This window comes from Mesorhizobium sp. CO1-1-7, assembly GCF_020164885.1.
GTDB classification, from domain to species: Bacteria; Pseudomonadota; Alphaproteobacteria; order Rhizobiales; family Rhizobiaceae; genus Mesorhizobium; species Mesorhizobium australicum.
Map to the genome: position 1 here is coordinate 173083 of NZ_JAIUHA010000012.1, position 22832 is coordinate 195914.

Sequence of the window (22832 nt, forward strand, 5' to 3'; positions counted from 1 at the left end):
AGCGCGTCGCGTTGAGACAGATTCATGCGACGCGCTTTATGTTTTAGACCGTCGCCGGGTCGAGCGCCGGCTGGCTCTTGCGGCGCGCGACGATCGCTTCGAAATCCGCCGTCTGGAAGGCATCGCGCAAGGCGTCGAAGGACGGCAGCACGAAATAGGCGCGCTGGAACTTGTCGATCTCGTAGCCGGTGCGCATCACCGTTTCCAGGTCGAACGGCACATGGTGGGCGTCCTTGCTCTCGACAGCGAACTGCAACTCGGTGAACGACGACATCAGACCGGCGCCAAACGCCTTCAGCTTCTGGCCGTTCTCCTGCATCAGGCCATATTCGGCCGTGTACCAGTAGAGCCGGGTGATCATCTCGTCGCCGCCCAGCGCAATGATGTCGCCGGCCTTCTTGCCATACATCTGCATGAAATCGGCAAACACCGGCTGCGAGAGAACCGGCACATGGCCGAAGAAGTCATGGAACATGTCCGGCTCGACGACGTAGTCGAGTTCCTGCCTGGTCCGCAGCCAGTTGGTGACCGGGAAGCGGCGGTTGGCGAGGTGGTCGAAGAACGGTGCGGCCGGGATGAGGCCCGGCACGGCGACGATTTCCCAGCCGGTCAGCTTGCGCAGTTTGGTGCTGACGTCCTCGAAATCGGGGATGCAGTCGAGCAGGCCGAGCTTCTCGACGCCGTCGAGATAGGAGTGATGGGCGAGCTTTTGCGTCAGCTTGGTCTGGCGGTCGCACAGCGTGCGCCACACCGCCTGCTCCTCGGTCGAATAGTCATAAGCCTGCGCCACGGTGAAATCCGCGCGGCACACCGAATAGTCCCCGCGCAACCCTTGCGCCGCGCAGTCGCGGGCGTATTCGGCAACGCTCATCGTCGTCATGGGTTTTCTCCTCGCATCAATGGTTGACGTGCCGCAAGGCTAACCCGATCTGCCGAGGCAATTCGGTTTTGATGGTGGCTCCTCCGCCACATTCGAGATACTATTCACTCACAATTCACGTGGGAGGAGTGAAAATGCCTCAATTCGACGATTTCGAGATCAAGATGCTGGATGTCCTGCAACGCAACGGTCGCAAAGCCGTTTCCGAGCTGGCGCAGGAGGTCGGCCTCTCCACCACGCCCTGCGCGCGGCGCTTCGAGGCGCTGCAGGAAGCCGGCGTCATCAAGGGCTTTGCCGCGGTGATCAGCCGCCGCGCCGTCGGCCTGATGGTCGAGGTATTCATCCAGGTGCGCCTCGTCAGCCACAGCGACGGCTCGCCCGAGAGCTTCATTGCCGCCGTTCAGCGCATGGATGAGGTGTCGTCGTGCTGGACGATGACCGGCGACCACGATTTCCTGCTGCATGTCATGGTGCCATCGGTCGACGAGCTCAACGCCTTCGTCATGCATCGGCTGATGCGGCTCGACGGCGTGCGCGACGTCCACACGCAACTGGTGCTGCAGAACATCAAGGGACCCGGCCACACGCCGCTCGCCCATCTCAGGCGGTGATGCGCGTCCGCGTTTCTGCGGAAAAGCTGCAAGCAAACTGCTGAAACGGGCCAATCGGGCGGCACTATCGCCGGCCAGCATTGCGCGGACCAACTCCATGAGGTCCGCCATGAAAATCGTCCTGATCAATCCGCCGCACACCGCCATCGGCAGCCGCGTGCCGGACGATCACCTGCCGCCGCTTGGTCTGCTGGCGATCGGCGGCCCGCTGCTCGACGCCGGTCATCAGGTGCGGCTCGTCGATGCCGAGTTCGGGCCGATGCCGCTCGCCTCGGTTGTCGCGGCAGCCCTGAAGGACTGTCCCGACTTCGTTCTGATCGGCCATTCCGGCTCGACCTCGGCACATCCGACCGCCTTGTTGATCGCCGGGATGGTCAAGGCGCGCGCGCCGGCGACGATCATCCTCTATGGCGGCGTCTTCCCCACCTATCACTGGCGCGACATCCTGGCGTCAACCGACGCCTTCGACTTCATCGTGCGCGGCGAGGGCGAGGCGACCGTGGTGGCGCTGGTCGAGGCGCTGGAGATGCGCCAGCCGCCGGCAAGCGTTGCCGGCATCGCCTGCCGCGACGATCTTGACCGTCCCTTCGCTACGCAAGCGGCGATGACCATCGCCGACCTCGACGCCTACCGCGTCGGCTGGGAGCTGATCGACCACCGCGGATACAGCTACTGGGGAGGCAAGCGTGCGGTGGTCATGCAGTTTTCGCGCGGCTGCCCGCATCTGTGCAATTATTGCGGCCAGCGTGGCTTCTGGACCCGCTGGCGGCATCGCGACCCAGTCAAGTTCGCCAAGGAGATCGCCTGGCTGCACCGCGAGCATGGCGTCGAACTGATCAACCTGGCGGATGAAAATCCGACGGTTTCTAAAAAGGCATGGCGCGCCTTTCTCGAAGCCTTGATTGCCGAGAACGTGTCGGTGCTGATCGTCGGCTCGACCCGCGCCGACGATATCGTGCGCGATGCCGATATGCTGCACCTCTACCGCCAGGCCGGTGTCATCCGCTGGCTGCTCGGCATGGAAAACACCGACGAGCAGACGCTGCAATTGATCCGCAAGGGCGGCAGTACCTCGTCCGATCGTGAAGCGATACGGCTGCTGCGGAAGCACGGCATCCTGTCCATGGCAACCTGGGTCGCCGGCTTCGAGGATGAGGGATTTCGCGATCTGTGGCGCGGCTTTCGCCAGCTCCTCGCCTATGACCCCGACCAGATCCAGGCGCTCTATGTGACGCCGCATCGCTGGACGCCGTTTTTCCGCATCGCGCGGGATCGCAAGGTCATCCAGAGGGATGCCCGCCTGTGGGATTACAAGCACCAGGTGCTGCAGATGACCCGGCTGAAGCCGTGGATGCTGTTCTTCTCGGTCAAGCTGATTGAGCTCGCCGTGCAGTCGAGGCCGAAGGCGCTGGCGCGCATCCTGTTCCACCCCGATCCCGAGCAGCGGCATTCGATGCGCTGGTACACGCAGATGGGCCGCCGCGTCTGGTTCCGCGAGATCTGGAGTTTTCTGGTGACCGACCGCCGGGTGAAAGGCGGCCCGACGCTCGCCGAATTCTGGGGCGCACCGCAGGACACCGAGGAGGAATCGATGGTTGTCCGGCGGCCAGGTACAAAGCCGGAGCTTCCCGCGGCCGTAAATCGCGGCCCGTCAGGCAGAAGATTAGCCGGCTGACAAGAGCATTATGGCACGATCAGTGTGCCGGCGCCGTGTTCGGTGAACAGTTCGAGCAGCACCGAATGCGGCGTCTTGCCGTTGAGGATGACGACGCCTTCGACGCCACGCTCGATCGCCTCGATGCAGGTCTCGACCTTGGGGATCATGCCGCCGGAAACCGTGCCGTCCTTGATCAGCGCCTTGGCCTCGGCGACCGTTAACTCGTCGATCAGCTTCTTGTCCTTGTCGAGCACGCCCGGCACGTCGGTGAGGAACAGCAGCCGCGAGGCCTTGCATGCGCCGGCGATGGCGCCGGCGAAAGTGTCGGCGTTGATGTTGTAGGTATGGCCATCGCGGCCGGGCGCGACCGGCGCCAGCACGGGGATCATTTCGGAGCGCGCCAGAAGGTCGAGCAGCGTGCGGTCGACCTCGACCGGCTCGCCGACGAAGCCGAGATCGAGCACGCGCTCGATGTTGGAATCGGGGTCGATCATCGTCTTGCGCGCCTTTTCGGCGAACACCATGTTGCCGTCCTTGCCGCACAGGCCGATCGCCCATTCGCCCTCGGCGTTGATCAGCGCGACGATCTCCTTGTTGATCGACCCGGCCAGCACCATCTCGACGATCTCGACCGTCTTCTGGTCGGTGACGCGCAGGCCGCCCTCGAACTTGGATTCGATGCCCATCTTGGCCAGCATGGCGCCGATCTGCGGTCCGCCGCCATGGACGACGATCGGGTTGACACCGGACTGCTTGAGTAGCGCGATGTCGCGGGCGAAGGCCTTGCCGAGTTCGAGATCGCCCATGGCATGGCCGCCATATTTCACCACGACCGTCTTGTGCTCGTAGCGCTGCATGTAGGGCAGCGCGCGCGACAAGAGGGCGGCCTGCATTTCGGCGGTGGCGGCGACGTCCGTCATCGGCGTGGTTCCCTGGCATTTGGTTTTATGCATGTCGGTTCCCAAACCGCTGGGCACTTTTGGGCGACATGCATCAGGTAAGGACGGCGGCGTCTTAGCGGGAATTGACGCGAGCCGCAAATGGCATTGCTGTCATAGTCGGTTCACGGTGTCGTCATTGTGACGGCACCATCAGCGGCGCCCGCCGCGTCAGCCAGCCCGAGATTTTCTCCATCTGCGCGGCGAGCGACAAAAGCGTTTCCTCGTCGCCCGGCCGGCCGGCGGCCTGGATGCCGAGCGGCAGGCCGGCGTCCGTGACATGGACGGGGAGCGCGATCGACGGCTGGCCACTGACATTGTGGATCGCCGGCCAATGCGTGAACCAAAGGCTCTTGTCCATCAACTGGCCGAACAGCGGTTTGATCCTGAGCAGCGCGGTGAGGTGAAGCTTGTCGAGCAGGTTTTCGATCAGTTCGTCGGCGCCTTTCGGATCCATGGCGCCGCAGGCGAGCGGCGGGTGCGCGATAACAGGCATCAGTACCGCATCATAGCGCGCGGTCTCCGTGATCAGTTGCCGCGAGGTGGCATGCAGGCGCTGCAGGCCGGCATAGGTTTCGCCGGCCGAGATCATCTCGCCCAACCGGCCGAGCACGCGCGTGGCGCGCTCGATATCGCCCGTCACCGAGCGGCCGACGCGCAGCGCTTCACCCCGCAACGAGCCGGCGACGGCGGAGGCGACCGTTGTGCAGAAATCGGCGAAGAAATCGCGGCCGATAAAAGGCAGATCGATGTCCTCGACCGAATGGCCGCCCTCGCGGGCGAGTGCCACGGCAATGTCGAGCGCCTTCAGCGTCTCGGCCGAAATTGGCAAGCCCAGCGGCGACTTGCGGTACACCGCCAGCGTGAGCTTGCCGGGATCCCGCGCGGCAGCGGCGGCGAACGAGCTTTTTGGCGGGCGCGCGGCATAAGGCGCGAGCGTATCGGGACCATGGGTGAGGTCGAGCAGCAGCGCGCAGTCGCGCACCGAGCGAGTGACGGTGTGATCGACGACCATGCCGTACCAGCTTTCGCTCACCAGTGGGGACAACGGGACACGGCCGCGCGAGGTCTTGAGGCCGACAAGGCCGCTGCAGGCAGAAGGCACGCGGATCGAGCCGCCGCCATCCGACGCATGCGCCACCGGCACGACGCCGGCGGCAACCAGGGCTGCCGAACCGCCCGACGAGCCGCCGGTGGTGTGGCCGGTATTCCAGGGATTGCGGGTGACGCCAAAGGCCTTGGATTCCGTCATCAGCCGCAGCCCGTGCTCGGGTGACGTCGAGGTGACGATCGGAATCAGCCCGGCGGCGAGATAGCGTTCGGTCATCACCGAGTTGAAATCGGGCACCCAGGCCGGAATGCGGCTGCCGCCATGCGAGGGCACGCCCTTGATGGCGATGCCGAGATCCTTGATGGCGAAGGGGACCCCAGCCAGCGGCAGCGAACGGTCGATGCTCTTTGCCCGGGTCCGCGCCGCCTCGTAGAGCGGCTCGGCCGTGGCATTGATTTCGGGGCGGGTGGCCTCGGCACGGGCGATCGCCGCTTCGGTCAACTCGATCGCCGATAGTTCGCCCCTGCGCACCAGACCGGCAAGACCGGTTGCGTCTTCTTCCCAAAGGATTCGTTCGACCGACATGTGCGCTCCCCCATTGCTGCCAAGCTAGTCAGCGGCAATTCCCTTGGCAATCCAGGCTGATAGTGTCTCAGTTTGGAGTTTGGCGGCGACTTTTAAACGGCTATCTCCCGGCGTTGGAAGGGGGCGCAATCGCCCCCGGAACAATGTCGGTGTTTTGGGCAACCTTTATCCGCCAGCCCGACTGTTCTTCTTTCAAAACCAGAAGCAGAATGCCTTCTCGTTTTCCGGCGGATGAGCCGTCCGGAGCGGATGCGCCGGTCAGGATCCATGAATAGTGCACCGATGCAATGCCGGAAGACAATTCAACAACTGACGAGACAACACCCTTCAATCGGCTGTCACGAAACATGGTTTCATGAGTTGCGCGGTGCGCCCTTTCGATCTCGGTGCGGTTCTTCCACCACATGCCCACGACATTGACGAAATTGGCGTCGTCGGCGAACAACGCCGCGAAGTCGTTCATATCGTGTCTATTCCAGGCATCGGCAAAGGCAGTGGCGACATCCTCAGGTTTGGCGAGCACCAATCCCATGACAAATCTCCCTTGCTTCGGCTGAAGCGTAGCATGTCGGGGGAAGCGCCTCAAACGCGATTGCCAGCTTTTGACTTCAAACCGGGACACTGTCTCGGGGCAGGTGTGCGGACGCCGAACTTTAGGTGCACAGCATATTTCCGGCGTTGCAAATACAGCGCAATTGCCTAATTTGGCGCGCATGACGCCGCAGGACATTACCAAGCTGATCGTCCGGACTTCGATGAAAGATCGGGCAGCGTTCGATCTGCTTTACCGGCACACCAGTGCGAAACTTTTCGGCGTATGCCTTCGTGTATTGAACGACCGGGGAGATGCTGAAGAAGCGCTGCAGGAAGTCTTCGTCAAGATATGGACGAAGGCGGATCGCTTTGCTGTCTCCGATCTGAGCCCGATCTCCTGGCTGGTGGCAATCGCGCGCAATCATGCGATCGATCGCATCCGAGCGCGGCGCAAGCCCGCCGCCGATATCGATGCAGCGCTCGACGTGGCCGATCCGGCGCCGGGACCTGAAGCGATGGTGGTGGCGGGCGACGAGACCGAGCGGATCCATCATTGTCTCGATGAGTTGGAGAAAGACCGGGCGGCGGCCGTCCGGGGCGCCTATCTCAAGGGCGAAAGCTATGCCGAACTGGCGGAACGCCATGGCGTGCCGTTGAACACGATGCGCACCTGGCTGCGCCGCAGCCTGATGAAACTCAGGGAATGTCTGGAAAGATGACGCTGGCAGAGGACAACGGACCGGAACGTGGAGGCGACGAGCTGTTCGCCGCCGAATACGTTCTTGGCGTGCTGCCGGTCGAAGAGCGGCAGATAGCCTCCAGGCGCATCGACGCCGAGACCGATTTCGCGCGGCTGGTCGACGGCTGGGAAGTTCGCCTGTCGCCGCTGGGCGCGGCCTATCTTGAAATCGAGCCGCCGGCTTCGGTGAAGCCGGCGATCGACCGCCGGTTGTTTTCATCCGCCGCCACCACGCCTGCCGAGCCGCGCGCAAGCCTGTGGTCCAGCCTCGCCTTCTGGCGCGGCCTTGCGGTGGCGGCTGTTGCCGCGCTGGCGCTTTACGTCGCCGTCCCTTATGTCAACCGGCCGGCTGAACAGCCGCAGGCGCGACTCGTCGCTTCGCTGGCCGCCGACGGCAGTGACGTCAAATATCTCGCCGTCTATGATTCCGAACGGCATGAAGTCAGCCTTTCGCATGTTTCCGGCGCGCTCGCCGCCGGCAAGGACTTCGAACTCTGGATGATCGAGGGCAAGAACGCGCCGATCTCGATGGGCGTCATCCCGGCGGGTGCGACGGCGCATATTGGCGTCTCGCCCACCACGCAGCGGAAACTCGCGCAGGGCGCCGTGCTGGCCGTCAGCCTCGAACCCACCGGCGGTTCGCCGACCGGGCAGCCCACCGGGCCGGTGGTTGCCGCGGGCGATTTGAAGGGCATCTGATCGAGCCTTCGCACTGGCGGCGCCTGGATAGAACAGGCTCAGTCTATCTCCGTTCCATATGTCTAAATGGACCGGTAGCCGGCGAATTGCCAAGGCAGAAAATACATCCACAGTGAAAATAAATCAAAAATCCGCGAAATATTCTGAAACTCACGCATCTGTGTTCCGTATCTCCTTGCGTCCCCAAAATGGGAAGAGAAACCCAAGGAGTTTTAATACAATGCGTAGATTCGCCACCCTTTTGCTCGCCGGCACGATCGCTGTCTCCGCGCTTGCCACGGCTGCTTATGCTGAAAACCCGATGGTCGGCGGCGCCGCCATGTTTGCCAACAAGACCATCGTCGACAATGCCGTCAATTCGAAGGATCACACGACGCTGGTCGCCGCCGTCAAGGCGGCCGGTCTTGTCGAGACCTTGCAGGGCGCCGGCCCGTTCACCGTCTTCGCGCCGACCAATGAAGCCTTCGCCGCGCTGCCTGCCGGCACGGTAGAGACGCTGCTCAAGCCCGAAAACAAGGACAAGCTCGTCAAGATACTGACCTGCCATGTGATCGGCGCCAAGGCGATGGCGGCGGATGTGATGTCCATGGCCAAGGCCGATGGCGGCACGCACAAGGTCAAGACGGTCGGCGGCTGCGAGCTGTCGCTGAAGGCCGACGGTGGCAAGGTCACCGTCACCGACGAGAACGGCAATGTCGCCAATGTGACCATCGCCGATGTCGAACAGTCCAACGGCGTCATCCACGTCATCGACAAGGTTCTGCTCCCGAAGATGTGATCGGGCCGAAGATGTAACGAGGCGCTTGTCGCGGACGAACCTGCTGCAAGAGCTCTCCGTCGATCGCGCCGTCTCGCTCCCGTGATCCGCAATCGACACGCGTGCTCCGCGCCGCCCACGATCGAAAGTGGACGGCGCGGAGTGTCGTTTGGGGCAACCGTCACCGGCTTTTGACTTTCGGGCGGCGGCATAGTTTGGCAAAACAGACGACAGGAGGAACTGGTCATGAACCGTCGCGACTTTCTTTTGAGCGGTGCCGCCGCTATCGGCGTCATCGGAACCGCGGCAGCAATGCTGCGCATGGGCAGCCCGCAGGCCGCGCAGGCCGCCGAAAAATTCGAGGTCGCCAAGACCGAGGACGAGTGGAAAGCCATCCTGTCGCCGGCCGCCTTTAACGTCCTGCGCAAGGAAGGCACCGAATATCCAGGCACCAGCCCGCTGCTCAACGAACACCGCAAGGGCATCTTCGCCTGCGCCGGCTGCGACCTGCCGGTCTATCCCTCGGAGACGAAATTCGATTCCGGCACCGGCTGGCCGAGTTTCTGGCAAGAGATCGCCAATGGCATCGGCAAGACCGAGGATCGGTCGCTGGGCATGACCCGCACCGAAGTGCATTGCCGCCGCTGCGGAGGCCATCTCGGCCATGTCTTCGATGACGGTCCGGCGCCGACCGGCCTGCGCCACTGCATCAATGGGGTGGCGCTGACCTTCAAGCCCGCCGCCGCCTGAGGACCCAAAGGCAATAAAAAAACTCCGGGCTTTGCGGCCCGGAGTTTTTTGCGTGGGTCGGAGCTTTCGGGCGTGGACTGGAGGAGCTTCCCGAAAACCGCTGCCACGATTCCTTGCTTCAGTGCCCGCCGCCTCCGCCGCCACCGGGCGCGGCCGGCTTCCTGATCAGCATGGTGAAGAACCCCAGCGTCCCGAACAGCACCGTCAGCAGATAGAACACATCCATGAAGGACAGCAGCGCCGCCTGCTGGTGGACCATGCCCGACAGCTTGGAGATCGCGGCACTGGTGGCGTCGAGGCCGGTGGTCTGCTCGAAATTGAGCGTCATGTTCTGCAGCTTGGCCTGCGCGGCGGCACTGCCCCACTGCACATGCTCGGAGAGCCGGGCATAGTGGAAGGCATTGCGGTCGATCAGCACGGTGTTGATGAGGGCGAGGCCGACGGCGCCGCCGAGGTTGCGGGTCAGATTGAACAGTCCCGACGCATTCTTCAACCGGTCCGGCGGCAAGGTGCCGAGCGCGATGTTGTTGATAGGCACCATGCACAGCATCATCGAACAGCCGCGCAGGATCTGCGGGATGAGCAGCTCGTAAAAGTCCCAGTCGGCGGTCAGATGCGTCATCCACCAGGTGCCGGTGGCGAAGCCGAACAGGCCGATCATCATCATCAGCCGCAGGTCCATCTTGCTCGACAGGATGCCGGATATGGGCGCGGTGAGGAACATGGCCAGGCCGCTGACGAACAGCGCTTCGCCGATCATCATCGAATCGTAGCCGCGGATGCGTCCGAGGAAGACCGGATAGAGATAGGTCAGGCCATAGAGACCGATGCCGATGACGAAGGAAAACAGCGAGCCGAAGGCGAAGTTGATGTTGCTGAACGCCTTGAGGTCGACGATCGGCTCCTCGGCGGTGAAGACACGCCAGAAGAAGATCACCGCGCCGATGGTCATCACGATGGCGCAGATGAAGACGCCCTGGTCCTGCAGCCAGTCATTGTTCGGGCCTTCTTCAAGCACGTATTCCATACAGCCGAGGAAGGCCGCCATGCCGGCCAGGCCCCACCAGTCGAACTTCGAGAACAGCTTGAGATTGGGCTTGTCGAAATCGATCAGCGACCAGGCAGCGGTCGCCACCAGGATGCCCGGCACGACATTGACCAGGAACAGCCAGTGCCAGGAAAAAGCGTGGCTGATATAGCCGCCGACGGTCGGGCCGATGGTCGGCGCCAGTGTCGCCACCAGGCCGATCATCGGCGAGACGATGGCACGGCGCAAGGGCGGGAAGATGGTGAAGGCCGCGGCGAAAACGCTCGGGATCATGCCGCCGCCGATGAAGCCCTGCACGGCGCGGTAGACGATCATCTGGTCGATGTTGGTGGCGGTCGCGGCAAGGGCGCTCGCCGCGGTGAAGCCCGCCGCCGCGACGGTGAACAGCACGCGTGTCGACAGCATGCGGCTGAGGAAGCCCGACAGCGGGATCATGACCACCTCGGCGATCAGGTAGGCTGTCTGCACCCACGGGATCTCGTCGGAGCTGGCGCTGAGGCCGGCCTGGATCTCGGCCAGCGAGGCCGAAACGATCTGGATGTCGAGGATCGCCATGAACATGCCGAACACCATCGCCAGGAAAGCGATGACGCGGCGCGTCGAAATCGTGTCGGGGGCAGCCGGCATTGCCGGCGGCGATCCTGCGGTGATGGTTGCGGTTGCCATTTCCTGGCCCTCCTTGGGGCCCCGTTGAGGCAGGCCGGGCGGCTCGGTGCTTCAATCAGCCACCAAGCCGCCCTCCGAAAAGCGATCAGTTACTGGTGGCGGCAGGCGCGGTACGGCTGTCGACGGCGACGACGACGCTCAGGCCCGCGCGCAGCTTGCCGGTCTTCAGCGCATCGGCCGGTACGTCGATGCGGACCGGAACGCGTTGCACCACCTTGGTGAAGTTGCCGGTGGCGTTTTCAGGCGGCAACAGCGAGAACACCGCGCCCGAGGCCGGCGCCAGCGAGGAGACGGTTCCCTGGATGGGCTGGCCGTCGATGGCGTCGACCGAGATGTTGACCTTTTCGCCGGGCACGAGCCTGGCAAGCTGCGTCTCCTTGAAGTTGGCGACGATGTAAAGCTTGTCCATAGGCACGACCACGGCGAGCTTTTGGCCGGGGCTGACCAGATCGCCCTGTTCGACGGAGCGGTTGCCGACGACGCCGTCATAAGGCGCCTTGAGCACCGTGAAGGAGAGGTCGCGCGCGGCCTTGTCGCGGCCGAGCTGCAGGGATGCCAGCGTGCTGGCGGATTCCGCGCGCTGTGCCTCGAGCACACCGATATTGGCCTGCGCGGCGGCGATCTGTGCGTCGGCGCCGACGAGCGCGGCATTGGCCTGGTCGAGCGCGGTCTGGGCGTCGTCCAGCTGTGCCTGCGTGCCGACATGGGTCTTGACCAGTTGCGCGGCGCGCTGCTGGGCCCGGCCGGCATTGTCGGCGGCGGCCCGATCGGCGACCTTCTGCGCCTGCGCCTGCTGAAGCGAGGCTTGCGCGGCCTTGGTCTGCGCGTCGATGCGGTCGAGCGTCTTGGCCAGCGTGGCGATCTGCGCCTCGGCCTGGGCGACGGCGATCTTGTAGTCGCCGGCGTCGATCGTCAGCAATGGATCGCCGGCCTTGACCTGCTGGTTCTCGCTGACGAGGACCTGGTCGACATAGCCCGAAATTTTTGGCGAGACGAACGCCATGTCGGCCTGGACATAGGCGTCGTCGGTGGAGATCATGAAGCGGCCCGTGGTCCAGTAGTCATAGCCATACCAGGCGCCGCCGCTCAGAAGGGCAAGGCCGATGATCGGCAGCAGGAAGGAGCGCACCGAGCGCTTTTTCTTGGCCGGCGCTTCCGCCGGCGGCGGTGCGACGACCGGCTGGAGGGGAATTTCCGGAGCTTCCGTCGCCGGCGCGACCTTGGCGTTGGGGAAAGGGCGGACTTCGGCTGATGTTGACGCGGTCGAGGACATGACATCTCTCTAAAGTTATAATACTGAACCGTTCGGTTCGATCAGGCCGTTGACATAGCGCGTAAAGAAGACCATATCAAGAGGCAATCGAACCGATTGGTTCGAATTATTTCGAGGTCCGACTTTTATGGTTGAGATTGTACGCAACAGCGAAACCGATCCGTGCGAAGACCTGCTGGACGGTCTGCGCCGCGGCCGCCCGGCCGCTGGACAGGACCCGGTCAAGCGCAGCCAGATCATCGATGGCGCCCGTCGTGTCTTCATCGAAAAGGGCTTCGAGGCCGCCTCGATGAACGACATCACCCGCGAGGCCGGGGTCTCGAAGGGCACCATCTACGTCTACTTCGCCAACAAGGAAGAGCTGTTCGAAGCGCTGATCGAGGAAGAGCGCGGCACCATCTTCAAGAACATGTACGACATGCTCGACCGCGCCGACGACTTGCGCCAGACGCTGGTGAAGTTCGGCAAGGTTCTGTCGATGAAGATCACCTCGGCCAGGGTCATCCAGGCGCAACGCACGGTGATCGGCGCCTCCGACAGAATACCCGATATGGGCGCTCGCTTTTACGAACGCGGACCCAAGCGCGGCCATGACAAGGTGGTGACGTTCCTCAACGCCGCCATCGAGCGCGGCCTGCTGGAGATCGACGATGTCGACCTCGCCGCCTATCAGTTCACCGAACTGTGCCTGGCCGGTCTTTTCCGGCAGTGCATCTTCGCCTATCGCACCAAGGCCCCGACCCAGGACGAGATCGACCACATCGTCAGGTCGGGCGTCAACATGTTCCTGAAAGCCTACGGCACCGAAAAGCTCGTCGAGGACGAAAAAGCCCTGCCGCAAGCGTGAAGGCAGATCGGTATGGGCGGTCCTAAGCTTCAGGATCAGATGCGGCGCATCGTGACGGACTTCAATGCCGGTCGTCACGAGCAGGCACGGCTGCTTTGCCAGGAGGCTCTTGACCGGACCGCCGACGACCCAGCTCTCAACCACCTTATGGCCGCCGTTCTTTTCGCCAAGGGAGAGATATCGGGAGCCCGCACGCATATTCATGCAAGTCTGGCGATCAGGGCTGACAACGCATCCGCTCAATTGCTCGCCGGCCGTCTGGCGCGGGCGGCACGGGATTTTGACCAGGCGTTGTTCCATCTCTCACGCGCGGCGGCATTGGCGCCTGACGCTGCCGTGCTTGTCGAGCAGGCGCGAACGCTCGACGAGGCGGGCGACCGGAGGCGCGCGCTCGAGGCGTGGCGGCAGGTGACACTTGCCGATCCCCTGTCGGCGGAAGCGGCAGCGCGTCTGGGCCGCATGCTGTTCGAGGACGGAATGCCTGCCGATGCGGCACCTTTGCTGGAGCGGGCCGTAAACGGAGACGCGCCAGCATCGGCATGGTTCGACCTCGCCCTTGTCAGGCAGGATCTGCATGATCATGTGGGGGCAGCGGCCGCCTATCGCAAAGCGCTGGAGATACGTCCCGGCGACGCCGAGGCGGCGGTCAATCTTGGGGTGGCGCTGCAGGAGACGGGCGACATGGACGCCGCGATGGAGGCCTATCGGTCGGCCTACGAGCAGCGCACCACGACTTTCGGCATTATCGCCATGGCCCTGACGTCAGCGCCGCACGGCAAGCTTTGGGTCGACCGCGAAGCGTTGAAGGGCTTGCTTGGCGGCTAGAGAGCTCCAGGAAAGTTCTAGCGGGCGCGTTTTACGCGAAACTGCTTGCGGTAGACGCCGGGCTCGGCAAGAACATCGGCGACGGTCTTTTCGTAGGAAGCCTTGCGCACGGCATCGAAGCTTTCGAAGACGAGTTCGGGCGCGGCGCGTGGCACTGGAAAGCATTGCGCAACCGGCGTGCCCTTCGCCAGTACTCCTGAGAAACCCTGGTCGGTCCAAATTGCCGGGAAATTGATGCCGGCGTCCTGGAAATGATCAGCATCGACAACACCAGTCACCAGTCGGAAAGGAAGATCATCGCGGTTGACCGGATGGGTGGCGAAGAGGGACCAGCCTTCCTCCAGCTCGATCGTCCAGAAACTGTTGAACTTTATGGCCGCAAGCCCATTCGAGAACGGTGCGCCGGCGAGCTGTTCGGCGACATGGAAGCTGAGCGGCGAACGCGGATGACCCTTGGTTGACGGCTCGGCGATGTCCCACCGCCATTCAAAGGCGCCGTTCTCCACAGTCACATCGCATGGCAGCAGGATCATGAAGCCATGTGTCATGGCATCGACGAAGGGCGGGCACTGCTTTACCGTCCGGATTTCTCGCCCATGGATTTCCGAAAAGGCTTTCGGAGGCATCTTGCGGAGCCAGTCAGGCAGCACGCCGCGCGCCGGAACCGGCCGGGGCAGCGTTTCGGCAAGCGCGGGATCACAACGAAAAACGATACGCATCCGAATGCCCTCGAACGACACTGCGATGCTGACGGATTGCCAAGGCCCGGTCAACGGATGCGCGCACGACGATTAGCCGCCATTGGCGGCGAGCACGATCGCGGCCTGCAATTCCTCCAGGCCTTCGCCTTTTTCCGATGACGTCGCCAGCACGAACGGGAACGCGGCGGGACGCTTCTTGATCTTGGCCAGCGTCTCCTCGATCAGCCGCGGCACGCCGGCGGCCTTGATCTTGTCGGTCTTGGTCAGCACGATCTGGTAGGACACCGCCGCCTTGTCGAGCAGCGACAGCACTTCGTCGTCCTTGGCCTTGATGCCGTGGCGGGCATCGATCAGCACATAGACCCGCTTCAGCGTGACCCGACCCTTGAGATAATCGAAGACCAGCTTGGTCCACTCGTCCACCTTCTCCTTGGGCGCGGTGGCATAGCCGTAGCCCGGCATGTCGACCAGCGCCATTGGCGGCAGGTCGGTGCCCTCGCCCGAAAATCCATCCGGCACGAAATAGTTGAGCTCCTGCGTGCGCCCTGGCGTATTGGAGGTGCGCGCCAGGCCCTTCTGGTTGACCAGCGCATTGATCAGCGACGACTTGCCGACATTGGAGCGGCCGGCGAAGGCGATCTCGGGCGGCCCTTCCGGCGGCAGGAACTTCATGGCCGGCACGCCGCGGATGAAGATCCACCCGCGCGTGAACAGGTCGGTGCCGATCGCGGTGCTGTTGGGAACGTTCAAGCTGCTGCCTCCAGAAGAGAAATATCGGCGCCCCTGATGGCGTCGAGGTTGCGGCCGATCTTGTCCACCGGCCAATCCCACCATGCCACCGCCAGCAGCCGCCGGACCGTCCTGTCGTCGAAACGCATCTTGACCACTTTCGCGGCGTTGCCGGCGACGATCGCATAGGGCGGCACATCGTGCGTCACCACCGATTTGGCGGCGACGATGGCGCCATGCCCGATTTCCACGCCGGGCAGGATCACAGCCTCCATGCCGATCCAGACATCGCTGCCGACCATTGTGTCGCCGCGCACTTCCTTCGACCACGTGGCTGGGTCAAAACCGTTTTCCCAGCCATGACCGAAGATGTTGAACGGATAGGTTGAAAAGCCGGACATCGCGTGGTTGGCGCCATTCATGATGAAGCGCGCGCCTTCGGCTATGGCGCAGAACTTGCCGATGATGAGCTTGTCGCCGATGAAGGGATAGTGATGCAGCACGCATTTTTCGGCGAACTTGTCCGGCCCGTCGGGGTCGTCATAATAGGTGAAGTCGCCGATCTCGATATTCGGCACTGTCACCAGAGGCTTCAGGAAGCCGACGCGTGTGTGCATCGGGATCGGGTGCTTGATGCCGGGGTTGGGTCCGTCCATGTCGAAGTCCGTCCAGGAATTGATAGCCACGCCGATCCGCAATCCGCGCGCCTGGTCAAAATAACGTGATCCGCCCTATAGCACCAATCGGCTGACGAGCGAGCCTTCCTTGCTCGCCATGCTCATTTGTCGCCGCGGCAGATCACGATCGGATTGGACAGCGCGCTGTCGAACCCACTGCCCTGATACACCTGCACGTTCGACGCTCCGGGCGGCAGCATGAAGCTGCCTTCGACGACTTTTTGATCGCCCGCCATCGTGTGTAGATCCCAGCTAAACGTGCAGAACTGCGGCGGCGCCTTGGATTCGACGTGGCTGCAATTGAGCTGTGCGCCGCCCAGCATGGCGGCGCCGCCACAACTGACCGCATCCTTGGCAGCCGCGGCGCCGGGGCACCCAATGAGAGCCGTGACGGCCGCGATCCCAATCCAATTCATCGCCAAATCCTTGCCGGCAAATCCACATCGCCAGGCGGCCTTTGCGGTGCCGTGGACCATGCGTTTTTTCCTGCCCGAGGCTTAATCGGTCTTGCGCGGCGCGTCCAGCGGGATTATGTGCATGATGATAATAAGCATGCTCACGAAAAATTGTCCATCGATCCCGATCTCCTGCCATGCCCTCTTCCCCCAATATCAGCTTCGTGCTGCACGACGTTGCGCGCCTGCTTCGCAAGCGGTTCGAGCAGCGGTCGCGCGCTTCGGGACTGACCCGCGCCCAGTGGCAGGTGCTGGCGTACCTTTCGCTGCATGAAGGCATCCACCAGAACAAGCTCGCCGACCTTATCGAGATCGTGCCGATCACGCTCGCCCGGCTGCTCGACAAGATGGAGGCCCGCGGCTTCATCGAGCGCCGGCCCGATCCCGCCGACCGCAGGGCCTGGCTGCTTTACCTGAAGCCGCAGGCCCGTCCGCTGCTCGAGATCATGCGCGGCAACGGCCAGAAAACTCGAGACGAGGCCTTCGCCGGCCTTTCGCCTGAGACACAGCAGCGTCTGCTGCAAACCCTAAGCTTGATCAAATCCAATCTGCTCGCGGCTTGCACCCAGCCGGCCGTCGACCGGGAGAAAATACATGGCTGAATCAACATATCCCAAAAAGCCCGCTGGAGACGAGACGCCATCGGGTCGAAGCGACCAGATCATCCAGCTCGACAATGAGCGGGAGCAGCGGCGGGCCAACGTCGTCATCGACAATGACGAGCTGGAAACGCCGGCCGCCCTGGAGCCTGCGGCACTCGAGGCTCCGGCCAAGGAGCCGCAGCCACGGCAGGCCCCCGCCGCCGTCGCCCCTCCTGTTCCGGCCAAACCGAAGCGCAGCCCGACACGGCCGGTCCTTTTTGCGCTGCTTCCGGTCGCGCTCGTCGTCGGTGGCTATTACTATGTCACCGGCGGCCAGCTGATGACGACCGACAATGCCTATATCCAGGCCCAGTCGCTCGGCGTCTCCACCGACGTCTCCGGCACGGTGCAGGAGATCGACGTGCATGAGAACCAGGCCGTGAAGAAGGGCGACGTGCTGTTTCGCCTGCGTCCGGCCTCCTTCGAGACCGCTCTCGCCGCCGCCCAGGCCCAGCTCGGCACCGTGCGCAACCAGGTGCTGACCCTGGAGGCGAGCTACCAGCAGTCGCTCTCGCAGATCGAGCAGGCGCAAGCCGACATCCCCTATTATGAGGCCGCCTTCCAGCGGCAGCAGGATCTGCTCAAGACCTCCACCGCCTCGAAGGCGTCTTTCGACAGCGCCCAGCACGACCTCGTCGCCGCGCGCCAGAAAGTGTCCGTCGCCAAGGCGCAGGCGCAGGCCACGCTGGCCCAGCTCGGCGGCGACGCCAACCAGCCGGTGGAGAAGAACCCCTTCTACCTGCAGGCCAAGTCGGGCGTCGACGATGCGCAGCGCAACCTCGGCGATTCCGTGGTCAAGGCGCCGTTCGACGGCATCGTCACCAATGTCGACGCACTGCAGGTCGGCAAGTACCTGCCGGCTTCGCAGCCGGCGTTCAGCCTGGTCTCGTCGACCGACCTGTGGATCGCGGCCGAGCCGAAGGAAACCGAGCTGACCTATGTCAGGCCGGGGCAGACGGCGACGATCAGCGTCGACACCTATCCGGGCGCCGTGTGGCACGGCACCGTTGCCTCGATCAGCCCCGCCTCCTCGTCGAGCTTCTCGCTGCTGCCGGCGCAGAACACCACCGGCAACTGGGTCAAGGTCGTGCAGCGCATCCCGATGCGCGTGACGATCGATGGTATCGACGGCAAGCCGCCGCTGCGCGGCGGCATGAGCGCGGTGGTCGACGTCGAGACGGGCCATGCACGCGGCCTGCCCGACTTCGTCACCAATCTCGTCGGCCTGTTCGGACAAAAGTCATGACCAGCGCGTCCGCGACAGCTGCCACGCCGGTGGTCGCCAATCGCGGCGCCATCACCGCCTGCGTGATCCTGGCCGTCATCATGCAGGCGCTGGACACCACCATCGCCAATGTCGCGCTGCCTTACATCCAGGGCAGCGTCTCGGCCAGCGCCGACCAGATCAACTGGGTTTTGACCTCCTACATCGTGGCGGCGGCGGTGATGACGCCGCCCTCGGGCTATCTCGCCAACCGCTTCGGCCGCAAGCGCATCCTCCTGACCTCGATCACCGGCTTCGTCGTCGCCTCGGTGCTGTGCGGCTTCGCGCAGTCGCTGCCGCAAATCGTCGGCTTTCGCCTGCTGCAAGGCCTGTTCGGCGCGGCCCTGGTGCCGCTCTCGCAGAGTATCCTGCTTGACATCTACAGTGTGGAAGAGCGCGGCTCCGCCATGGCGCTGTTCGGCATTTCGGTGATGGTCGGGCCGGTGCTGGGACCGGTCATCGGCGGCTGGCTGACCGAAAATGTCAGCTGGCGCTGGGTGTTCTACATCAACGTGCCGATCGGCGCCTTGGCCTTCGCCGGCGTGTCGCTGTACGTCCTGGAAACCAAGCTGGACTTCAAGGCGAGGCTGGATTGGCTGGGTTTCGGCATGCTCAGCATCACTATCGCCGCCTTGCAGATGTTTCTCGATCGCGGCGAGCAGCTCAACTGGTTCTCGTCATCCGAAATCATCGTCGAGGCGGTGATCTGCGCATCGGCCTTCTACATCTTCCTCGTCCACACCTTCACCGCCCGCAACACCTTCGTCAATCCGAGGCTGTTCCTGGACCGGAATTTCGCCGTCGGCATGATCTTCATCTTCATCATCGGCATCACCTACTTGGCCTCGCTGGCGCTGATGACGCCCTATCTGCAGACGCTGATGGGCTACCCCGTGGTGACGGCCGGCATCGTCATGGGGCCGCGCGGGCTTGGCACGATGGCCTGCATGTTCCTGGTCGGTCGGCTGATCGGCAAGGTCGACACGCGCTGGCTGCTGCTCATCGGCCTGCTGATCACCGCCTGGGCGATGTACGACATGACCGGCTGGACGCCCGACGTTTCGCAATGGACCATCATCTCCACCGGGTTCATCCAGGGGGCGGGGCTCGGCTTCCTGTTCGTGCCGCTGACCACCATAACCTTCGCCACGCTGGCGCCGGAGCGGCGCGCGGAAGGAACCGGCCTCTACAATCTGTCGCGCAACATCGGCTCCAGCGTCGGCATATCGGTGGTCACCGCGCTCCTGACGCAGAATGTGCAGATCAATCACGCCAGCATCGCCACCTATGTGACGCCCTTCAACCAGGCGTTCAACGATCCGGCGATCTTCCAGGCGATGAACCCCTACACCGCCGCCGGCCGCGCCGCGCTCGACGGCGTGGTGACGCTGCAGGCTACCATCATCAGCTACATGAACGACTTCAAGCTGATGATGCTCCTGTCGCTGGCCGCCATCCCGCTGGTGCTCCTGCTGCGCAAACCGGGAACGCCGGCCAAGATCGACCATAGCGCCGTCATGGAGTGAGACCGCTGGGAACGGTTGACGTTTGACCGCCGACCCCGACAATCCACGGTAGGCAAAAAGAAACCGGGGTCCTGTGAGGGACGACAGGACCCCGGCCTCGCCGATACGGCTTCCCAAGAAACATGGCACCTCGTCACGAGGCGGGGATGGCGGACCGAGAAAGCCCCAACGGCCTGCCAACGCCCCCTTTCGCCGGAAGCCGTTACTTCGGCAACAGCACCTTGTTGACGACGTGAATGACGCCGTTCGACTGGTTGACGTCTGCGATCGTCACCTTCGCCTCGCCGCCGGACTCGTCCATGATGTAGAGCTTGCCTTTCTTGATCTCGGCCGTGAGCGTGTCGCCCGACACGGTCTTCATCTCGTATTTGCCGCCCATCGCCTTGGCCTTCTTCATCATCTCGGCGCCTGAAATCTTGCCAGCCACGACATGCGCGGTCAGCACCTTGGTGAGCTTGTCCTTGTTCTCGGGCTTGAGCAGCGTATCGACAGTGCCGTCCGGCAGTGCGGCGAACGCCTCGTTGGTCGGGGCAAACACGGTGAACGGACCCGCGCTTTGCAACGTGTCGACCAGGCCGGCGGCCTTGACGGCGGCGACCAGCGTCGTGTGATCCTTCGACTTGACCGCGTTCTGCACGATGTTCTTGGTGGCGTACATCGGCGCGCCGCCGACATTCGGGTTCTTGGCGTGGGCTGGGGCGGCAATCGCCATGCCGGCGACAAGGGCTGATACGGCGATGGTCCTGAATGTGGGCAAGCGCATGTGGTCTTCCTCCGGGTGAGGGCTGATCGGAATTGATAGCCTTTTGGAAACGCACAAGCAGTCACGCCGCGCGGGTGCCTGCAGTTTCGCCGATCACGGGAACGTGAATGGAGGCCTGCCCAAAGAAAATATCTGGACGAACCAGGCTTTTTCGACGGGCCGCGCGATTGCGGACAGGCCGACCCGTCAGGCACTGGAAGTAAGTCCCGGACATTCAGATGCCGAAGGGAAATGTATCCGGTACCTTGCCGATGCCGTCGGTCGGCTTGCTGAGCGGCGTGACCGCGGACGTTCGATCGAACCAGACAAAGGCGTCGAACTGGCGGGAGACGGACGAGTCCATGTAATGGCTGAGCCGTTCAGTCTCAGGCCTGTAGATAACGCCGATATAGCGTTCCGGCCTCGGCGCCGCCAGGTCGGCGCCGAGCTCGCCATGGCGCTCAAAATCCAGCAGGAACGACGGTTTGCCGCTCTCGTGACACAGCCGCTCGAAGCTGCCCGGCAGCGACGGATTTACGTCCTTTACCTCCATCTCACGGTCCCAATCCGAGGCACAGGCGACAGTACCGGTATCCGTCCCGAAGCCGATCAGCGCCGCCTGGGCACCGAAGCGCTCCCGGCAGAGCTGGCCGATGTTCAACTCGTCACGGACAGTGCCCATGTCGGTATGCCGCGCGTCCCCGATATGCGAGTTATGCGCCCACACCACGGCCTTCGACTTCGGCCCATGCGCTTCGAGAAGTTGATCGAGCGTTTCAAACATGTGCCGATCGCGGAGGTTCCAGGTCTCGGCGCCACCATAATACATCACGCGGTAGTAGCGCTCGGCCGATGCGACCAGACGTGCACTCTGCTTGGCGTCGAGGAGATCGCCGTCGCCCTCCATCATGGATCGCTCGAACAGATCCATGCACTGTCGCACAACGGCCTCTTCGCAGGTTCTGTAGCCCGGCCGCAGCGCCGCGCGTCCGTAGGTGCTGGGCTCGTTCTGCCAGGGCATCAGACAGCCATAGCGCTCGCGTGCGACGGCGGCCGCTTCGGGATCGACCTTGTCCAGATAGGCAAGCACCGTGGCGATCGAGCCGCTCATATTGTAGAGATCGAGCCCATAGAAGCCTGCTTTCCGCGCATGACCGGGCACATCCCGGTTGTATTCATGCAGCCAGCCGATGAATTCGGACACCTCGGCGTTGCGCCACATCCAGGTCGGGAAGCGCTGGAAGAGCGGCTGCGCATCCGACCGCCGCTCCCCTCCGCGAACATACCGGTTGATTTGCGCCGCATCCGGCCAATCCGCCTCGACGGCCACGATGGTGAAGCCGTGTCGCTGGAGGAGGCGTCGGGTGACAGCCGCACGGGCACGATAAAATTCCGAAGTGCCGTGGCTCGCCTCCCCGAGCAGGACGACGCGCCGGCTGCCGAACCGATCGAACATCGCGCCGAAGGCCGGATCGTCGATCTGCGGCAAATCTTCGGCCGCCCTTGCAATTTGCCGCGGCAATGGAGGAGCGCGCGCCTCGCGCACCGATGCGTTTTCGTCGTGCCAGCCATGCTCGCCGATCAGCGGCACGAACATGACACCACCGAGATCCTCCTCCTCGAACTTGTTTGCAGCGATCCGCGTGACGCGAACGAGCCGCTGGGAGTAGAGGTCTTCACCGACCGGGATGATCAGCCTGCCGCCGATCTCCAACTGCTCCTGCAAGCCGAGGGGGATGGACGTTCCGGCGGCCGCGACGACGATGGCGTCAAAGGGTGCCTTTTCCTGCCAGCCCTTCGTGCCGTCGCCGATCCTGACCTCGATATTTCGATAACCGGCGGCATTGAGCCGCTGCTCCGCCTGCTGCGCGAGCGATCGATGCCGCTCGATGGTGAAGACGTGTTCAGCAAGTTCGGCCAGCACGGCCGCCGCGTAGCCCGAGCCGGTGCCGATTTCCAGCACGCGATCGGTCGCCTCGATCTCGGCGATCTCCGCCATTTTCGCCACGATGAAGGGTTGCGAGATCGTCTGTCCGCTGCCGATCGGCAGCGGGCTGTCCTCATAGGCGAATTCCTCGAAACCCTCGTCGACGAATTGCTCTCGCGCAACCCGGCGTACCGCATTCAGAACCCGCCTGTCATGCACTCCACGGCGCGCGATGTGCGCCTCCACCATCCGATGCCTGGCGTACTCGAAATCCAGCATGAGAGCCTCCAATCAGGCGATTGATCGGATC

At 63.4% G+C, this 22832-nt stretch carries 23 protein-coding genes; 11 read left to right on the plus strand and 12 right to left on the minus strand.

Annotated elements, in window-relative coordinates; translation table 11 throughout:
- Window positions 1-43: 43 nt before the first annotated feature.
- On the minus strand, window positions 44-880 hold the full coding sequence (gene phhA / locus LB516_RS25285; protein ID WP_224597969.1) for a phenylalanine 4-monooxygenase: 837 nt from the start codon (window positions 878-880) through the stop codon (window positions 44-46).
- A gap of 134 nt (window positions 881-1014) precedes the next feature.
- On the opposite strand from phhA, the gene LB516_RS25290 reads away from it, so the two are divergent.
- Both LB516_RS25290 and bchE read left to right on the plus strand, forming a co-directional pair.
- Complete coding sequence (locus tag LB516_RS25290) at window positions 1015-1491, plus strand: Lrp/AsnC family transcriptional regulator (RefSeq protein ID WP_224720560.1); 477 nt, start codon at window positions 1015-1017, stop codon at window positions 1489-1491.
- A gap of 109 nt (window positions 1492-1600) precedes the next feature.
- On the plus strand, window positions 1601-3166 hold the full coding sequence (gene bchE / locus LB516_RS25295; protein ID WP_224720561.1) for a magnesium-protoporphyrin IX monomethyl ester anaerobic oxidative cyclase: 1566 nt from the start codon (window positions 1601-1603) through the stop codon (window positions 3164-3166).
- 8 nt (window positions 3167-3174) lie between these two features.
- Here bchE and argB read toward each other — a convergent pair whose 3' ends face one another.
- The 3 genes from argB to LB516_RS25310 all read right to left on the minus strand — a co-directional run bounded on the left by argB (window position 3175) and on the right by LB516_RS25310 (window position 6254).
- On the minus strand, window positions 3175-4068 hold the full coding sequence (argB, locus tag LB516_RS25300; RefSeq protein WP_023772298.1) for an acetylglutamate kinase: 894 nt from the start codon (window positions 4066-4068) through the stop codon (window positions 3175-3177).
- A gap of 154 nt (window positions 4069-4222) precedes the next feature.
- The gene (locus tag LB516_RS25305) at window positions 4223-5722 is read right to left on the minus strand and encodes an amidase (protein WP_224720562.1); all 1500 of its coding nucleotides are present in this window, start codon (window positions 5720-5722) and stop codon (window positions 4223-4225) included.
- Between the two features lie 100 nt (window positions 5723-5822).
- Complete coding sequence (locus LB516_RS25310; RefSeq protein WP_015314408.1) at window positions 5823-6254, minus strand: SgcJ/EcaC family oxidoreductase; 432 nt, start codon at window positions 6252-6254, stop codon at window positions 5823-5825.
- 181 nt (window positions 6255-6435) lie between these two features.
- Here LB516_RS25310 and LB516_RS25315 point away from each other — a divergent pair, with 181 nt between their 5' ends.
- From LB516_RS25315 to msrB, 4 genes are all read left to right on the plus strand, one after another.
- Window positions 6436-6975, plus strand: coding sequence for a sigma-70 family RNA polymerase sigma factor (locus LB516_RS25315; RefSeq protein WP_140615195.1), 540 nt, complete (start codon window positions 6436-6438; stop codon window positions 6973-6975).
- Window positions 6972-7694 (plus strand): anti-sigma factor domain-containing protein, encoded by a 723-nt coding sequence (locus LB516_RS25320; RefSeq protein ID WP_224525468.1) that lies wholly within the window; start codon window positions 6972-6974, stop codon window positions 7692-7694. The genes LB516_RS25315 and LB516_RS25320 overlap by 4 nt, the downstream gene beginning before the upstream one ends.
- A gap of 220 nt (window positions 7695-7914) precedes the next feature.
- Window positions 7915-8472, plus strand: coding sequence for a fasciclin domain-containing protein (locus LB516_RS25325; protein WP_023781802.1), 558 nt, complete (start codon window positions 7915-7917; stop codon window positions 8470-8472).
- A 225-nt stretch (window positions 8473-8697) separates the two neighbouring features.
- Window positions 8698-9201, plus strand: a complete 504-nt coding sequence (msrB, locus tag LB516_RS25330) for a peptide-methionine (R)-S-oxide reductase MsrB (RefSeq protein WP_015314404.1) — start codon at window positions 8698-8700, stop codon at window positions 9199-9201.
- A gap of 118 nt (window positions 9202-9319) precedes the next feature.
- Here msrB and LB516_RS25335 read toward each other — a convergent pair whose 3' ends face one another.
- Together LB516_RS25335 and LB516_RS25340 are read right to left on the minus strand one after the other, a co-directional pair.
- Window positions 9320-10915, minus strand: a complete 1596-nt coding sequence (locus LB516_RS25335; RefSeq protein ID WP_411969432.1) for a DHA2 family efflux MFS transporter permease subunit — start codon at window positions 10913-10915, stop codon at window positions 9320-9322.
- Window positions 10916-11000: 85 nt separating this feature from the next.
- A complete protein-coding gene (locus tag LB516_RS25340) occupies window positions 11001-12188 on the minus strand; it encodes an HlyD family secretion protein (protein WP_015314402.1) in 1188 nt (395 codons plus the stop codon).
- 127 nt (window positions 12189-12315) lie between these two features.
- Here LB516_RS25340 and LB516_RS25345 point away from each other — a divergent pair, with 127 nt between their 5' ends.
- A complete protein-coding gene (locus LB516_RS25345; protein WP_224641908.1) occupies window positions 12316-13035 on the plus strand; it encodes a TetR/AcrR family transcriptional regulator in 720 nt (239 codons plus the stop codon).
- A gap of 39 nt (window positions 13036-13074) precedes the next feature.
- Window positions 13075-13860 (plus strand): tetratricopeptide repeat protein, encoded by a 786-nt coding sequence (locus LB516_RS25350; protein WP_140720331.1) that lies wholly within the window; start codon window positions 13075-13077, stop codon window positions 13858-13860.
- Window positions 13861-13877: 17 nt separating this feature from the next.
- On the opposite strand, the gene LB516_RS25355 is transcribed toward LB516_RS25350, so the two are convergent.
- From LB516_RS25355 to LB516_RS25370, 4 genes are all read right to left on the minus strand, one after another.
- Window positions 13878-14579: a hypothetical protein gene (locus LB516_RS25355; RefSeq protein ID WP_140719170.1), complete on the minus strand. Its 702-nt coding sequence runs from the start codon at window positions 14577-14579 to the stop codon at window positions 13878-13880.
- 72 nt (window positions 14580-14651) lie between these two features.
- Window positions 14652-15311 (minus strand): ribosome biogenesis GTP-binding protein YihA/YsxC, encoded by a 660-nt coding sequence (gene yihA / locus LB516_RS25360; protein ID WP_015314400.1) that lies wholly within the window; start codon window positions 15309-15311, stop codon window positions 14652-14654.
- Window positions 15308-15946, minus strand: coding sequence for a CatB-related O-acetyltransferase (locus LB516_RS25365; RefSeq protein ID WP_181173996.1), 639 nt, complete (start codon window positions 15944-15946; stop codon window positions 15308-15310). The genes yihA and LB516_RS25365 overlap by 4 nt, the downstream gene beginning before the upstream one ends.
- 122 nt (window positions 15947-16068) lie before the next feature.
- Window positions 16069-16443, minus strand: a complete 375-nt coding sequence (locus tag LB516_RS25370; protein ID WP_224622863.1) for a hypothetical protein — start codon at window positions 16441-16443, stop codon at window positions 16069-16071.
- Between the two features lie 116 nt (window positions 16444-16559).
- On the opposite strand from LB516_RS25370, the gene LB516_RS25375 reads away from it, so the two are divergent.
- From LB516_RS25375 to LB516_RS25385, 3 genes are read left to right on the plus strand one after another with little or no spacing between them, the layout of a single operon-like run.
- Window positions 16560-17024 (plus strand): MarR family winged helix-turn-helix transcriptional regulator, encoded by a 465-nt coding sequence (locus LB516_RS25375; protein ID WP_140660130.1) that lies wholly within the window; start codon window positions 16560-16562, stop codon window positions 17022-17024.
- Complete coding sequence (locus tag LB516_RS25380) at window positions 17017-18309, plus strand: HlyD family secretion protein (protein ID WP_224720563.1); 1293 nt, start codon at window positions 17017-17019, stop codon at window positions 18307-18309. The genes LB516_RS25375 and LB516_RS25380 overlap by 8 nt, the downstream gene beginning before the upstream one ends.
- Entirely contained in the window at window positions 18306-19853 is a 1548-nt protein-coding gene (locus LB516_RS25385) for a DHA2 family efflux MFS transporter permease subunit (protein ID WP_224720564.1), read from the plus strand. Before LB516_RS25380 ends, LB516_RS25385 begins: the two co-directional genes overlap by 4 nt.
- Before the next feature lie 202 nt (window positions 19854-20055).
- On the opposite strand, the gene LB516_RS25390 is transcribed toward LB516_RS25385, so the two are convergent.
- Entirely contained in the window at window positions 20056-20616 is a 561-nt protein-coding gene (locus LB516_RS25390; protein WP_015314394.1) for a fasciclin domain-containing protein, read from the minus strand.
- A 214-nt stretch (window positions 20617-20830) separates the two neighbouring features.
- Window positions 20831-22801 carry a protein-L-isoaspartate(D-aspartate) O-methyltransferase gene (locus LB516_RS25395; protein ID WP_224720565.1) on the minus strand — a complete coding sequence of 657 codons (1971 nt, stop codon included), beginning with the start codon at window positions 22799-22801 and terminating at the stop codon, window positions 20831-20833.
- Window positions 22802-22832: the final 31 nt, after the last annotated feature.

Coding starts and splice junctions, on each gene's coding strand:
- LB516_RS25310 (WP_015314408.1), bottom strand. CDS start 6,254: ATGGGATTGGTGCTCGCCAAACCTGAGGATGTCGCCACTGCCTTTGCC.
- LB516_RS25390 (WP_015314394.1), bottom strand. CDS start 20,616: ATGCGCTTGCCCACATTCAGGACCATCGCCGTATCAGCCCTTGTCGCC.
- LB516_RS25305 (WP_224720562.1), bottom strand. CDS start 5,722: ATGTCGGTCGAACGAATCCTTTGGGAAGAAGACGCAACCGGTCTTGCC.
- argB (WP_023772298.1), bottom strand. CDS start 4,068: ATGACGGACGTCGCCGCCACCGCCGAAATGCAGGCCGCCCTCTTGTCG.
- LB516_RS25395 (WP_224720565.1), bottom strand. CDS start 22,801: ATGCTGGATTTCGAGTACGCCAGGCATCGGATGGTGGAGGCGCACATC.
- LB516_RS25335 (WP_411969432.1), bottom strand. CDS start 10,915: ATGGCAACCGCAACCATCACCGCAGGATCGCCGCCGGCAATGCCGGCT.
- LB516_RS25290 (WP_224720560.1), top strand. CDS start 1,015: ATGCCTCAATTCGACGATTTCGAGATCAAGATGCTGGATGTCCTGCAA.
- LB516_RS25365 (WP_181173996.1), bottom strand. CDS start 15,946: ATGGACGGACCCAACCCCGGCATCAAGCACCCGATCCCGATGCACACA.
- LB516_RS25340 (WP_015314402.1), bottom strand. CDS start 12,188: ATGTCCTCGACCGCGTCAACATCAGCCGAAGTCCGCCCTTTCCCCAAC.
- msrB (WP_015314404.1), top strand. CDS start 8,698: ATGAACCGTCGCGACTTTCTTTTGAGCGGTGCCGCCGCTATCGGCGTC.
- LB516_RS25370 (WP_224622863.1), bottom strand. CDS start 16,443: ATGGTCCACGGCACCGCAAAGGCCGCCTGGCGATGTGGATTTGCCGGC.
- bchE (WP_224720561.1), top strand. CDS start 1,601: ATGAAAATCGTCCTGATCAATCCGCCGCACACCGCCATCGGCAGCCGC.
- LB516_RS25350 (WP_140720331.1), top strand. CDS start 13,075: ATGCGGCGCATCGTGACGGACTTCAATGCCGGTCGTCACGAGCAGGCA.
- LB516_RS25380 (WP_224720563.1), top strand. CDS start 17,017: ATGGCTGAATCAACATATCCCAAAAAGCCCGCTGGAGACGAGACGCCA.
- LB516_RS25315 (WP_140615195.1), top strand. CDS start 6,436: ATGACGCCGCAGGACATTACCAAGCTGATCGTCCGGACTTCGATGAAA.
- LB516_RS25375 (WP_140660130.1), top strand. CDS start 16,560: ATGCCCTCTTCCCCCAATATCAGCTTCGTGCTGCACGACGTTGCGCGC.
- LB516_RS25320 (WP_224525468.1), top strand. CDS start 6,972: ATGACGCTGGCAGAGGACAACGGACCGGAACGTGGAGGCGACGAGCTG.
- phhA (WP_224597969.1), bottom strand. CDS start 880: ATGACGACGATGAGCGTTGCCGAATACGCCCGCGACTGCGCGGCGCAA.
- LB516_RS25385 (WP_224720564.1), top strand. CDS start 18,306: ATGACCAGCGCGTCCGCGACAGCTGCCACGCCGGTGGTCGCCAATCGC.
- LB516_RS25355 (WP_140719170.1), bottom strand. CDS start 14,579: ATGCGTATCGTTTTTCGTTGTGATCCCGCGCTTGCCGAAACGCTGCCC.
- LB516_RS25325 (WP_023781802.1), top strand. CDS start 7,915: ATGCGTAGATTCGCCACCCTTTTGCTCGCCGGCACGATCGCTGTCTCC.
- LB516_RS25345 (WP_224641908.1), top strand. CDS start 12,316: ATGGTTGAGATTGTACGCAACAGCGAAACCGATCCGTGCGAAGACCTG.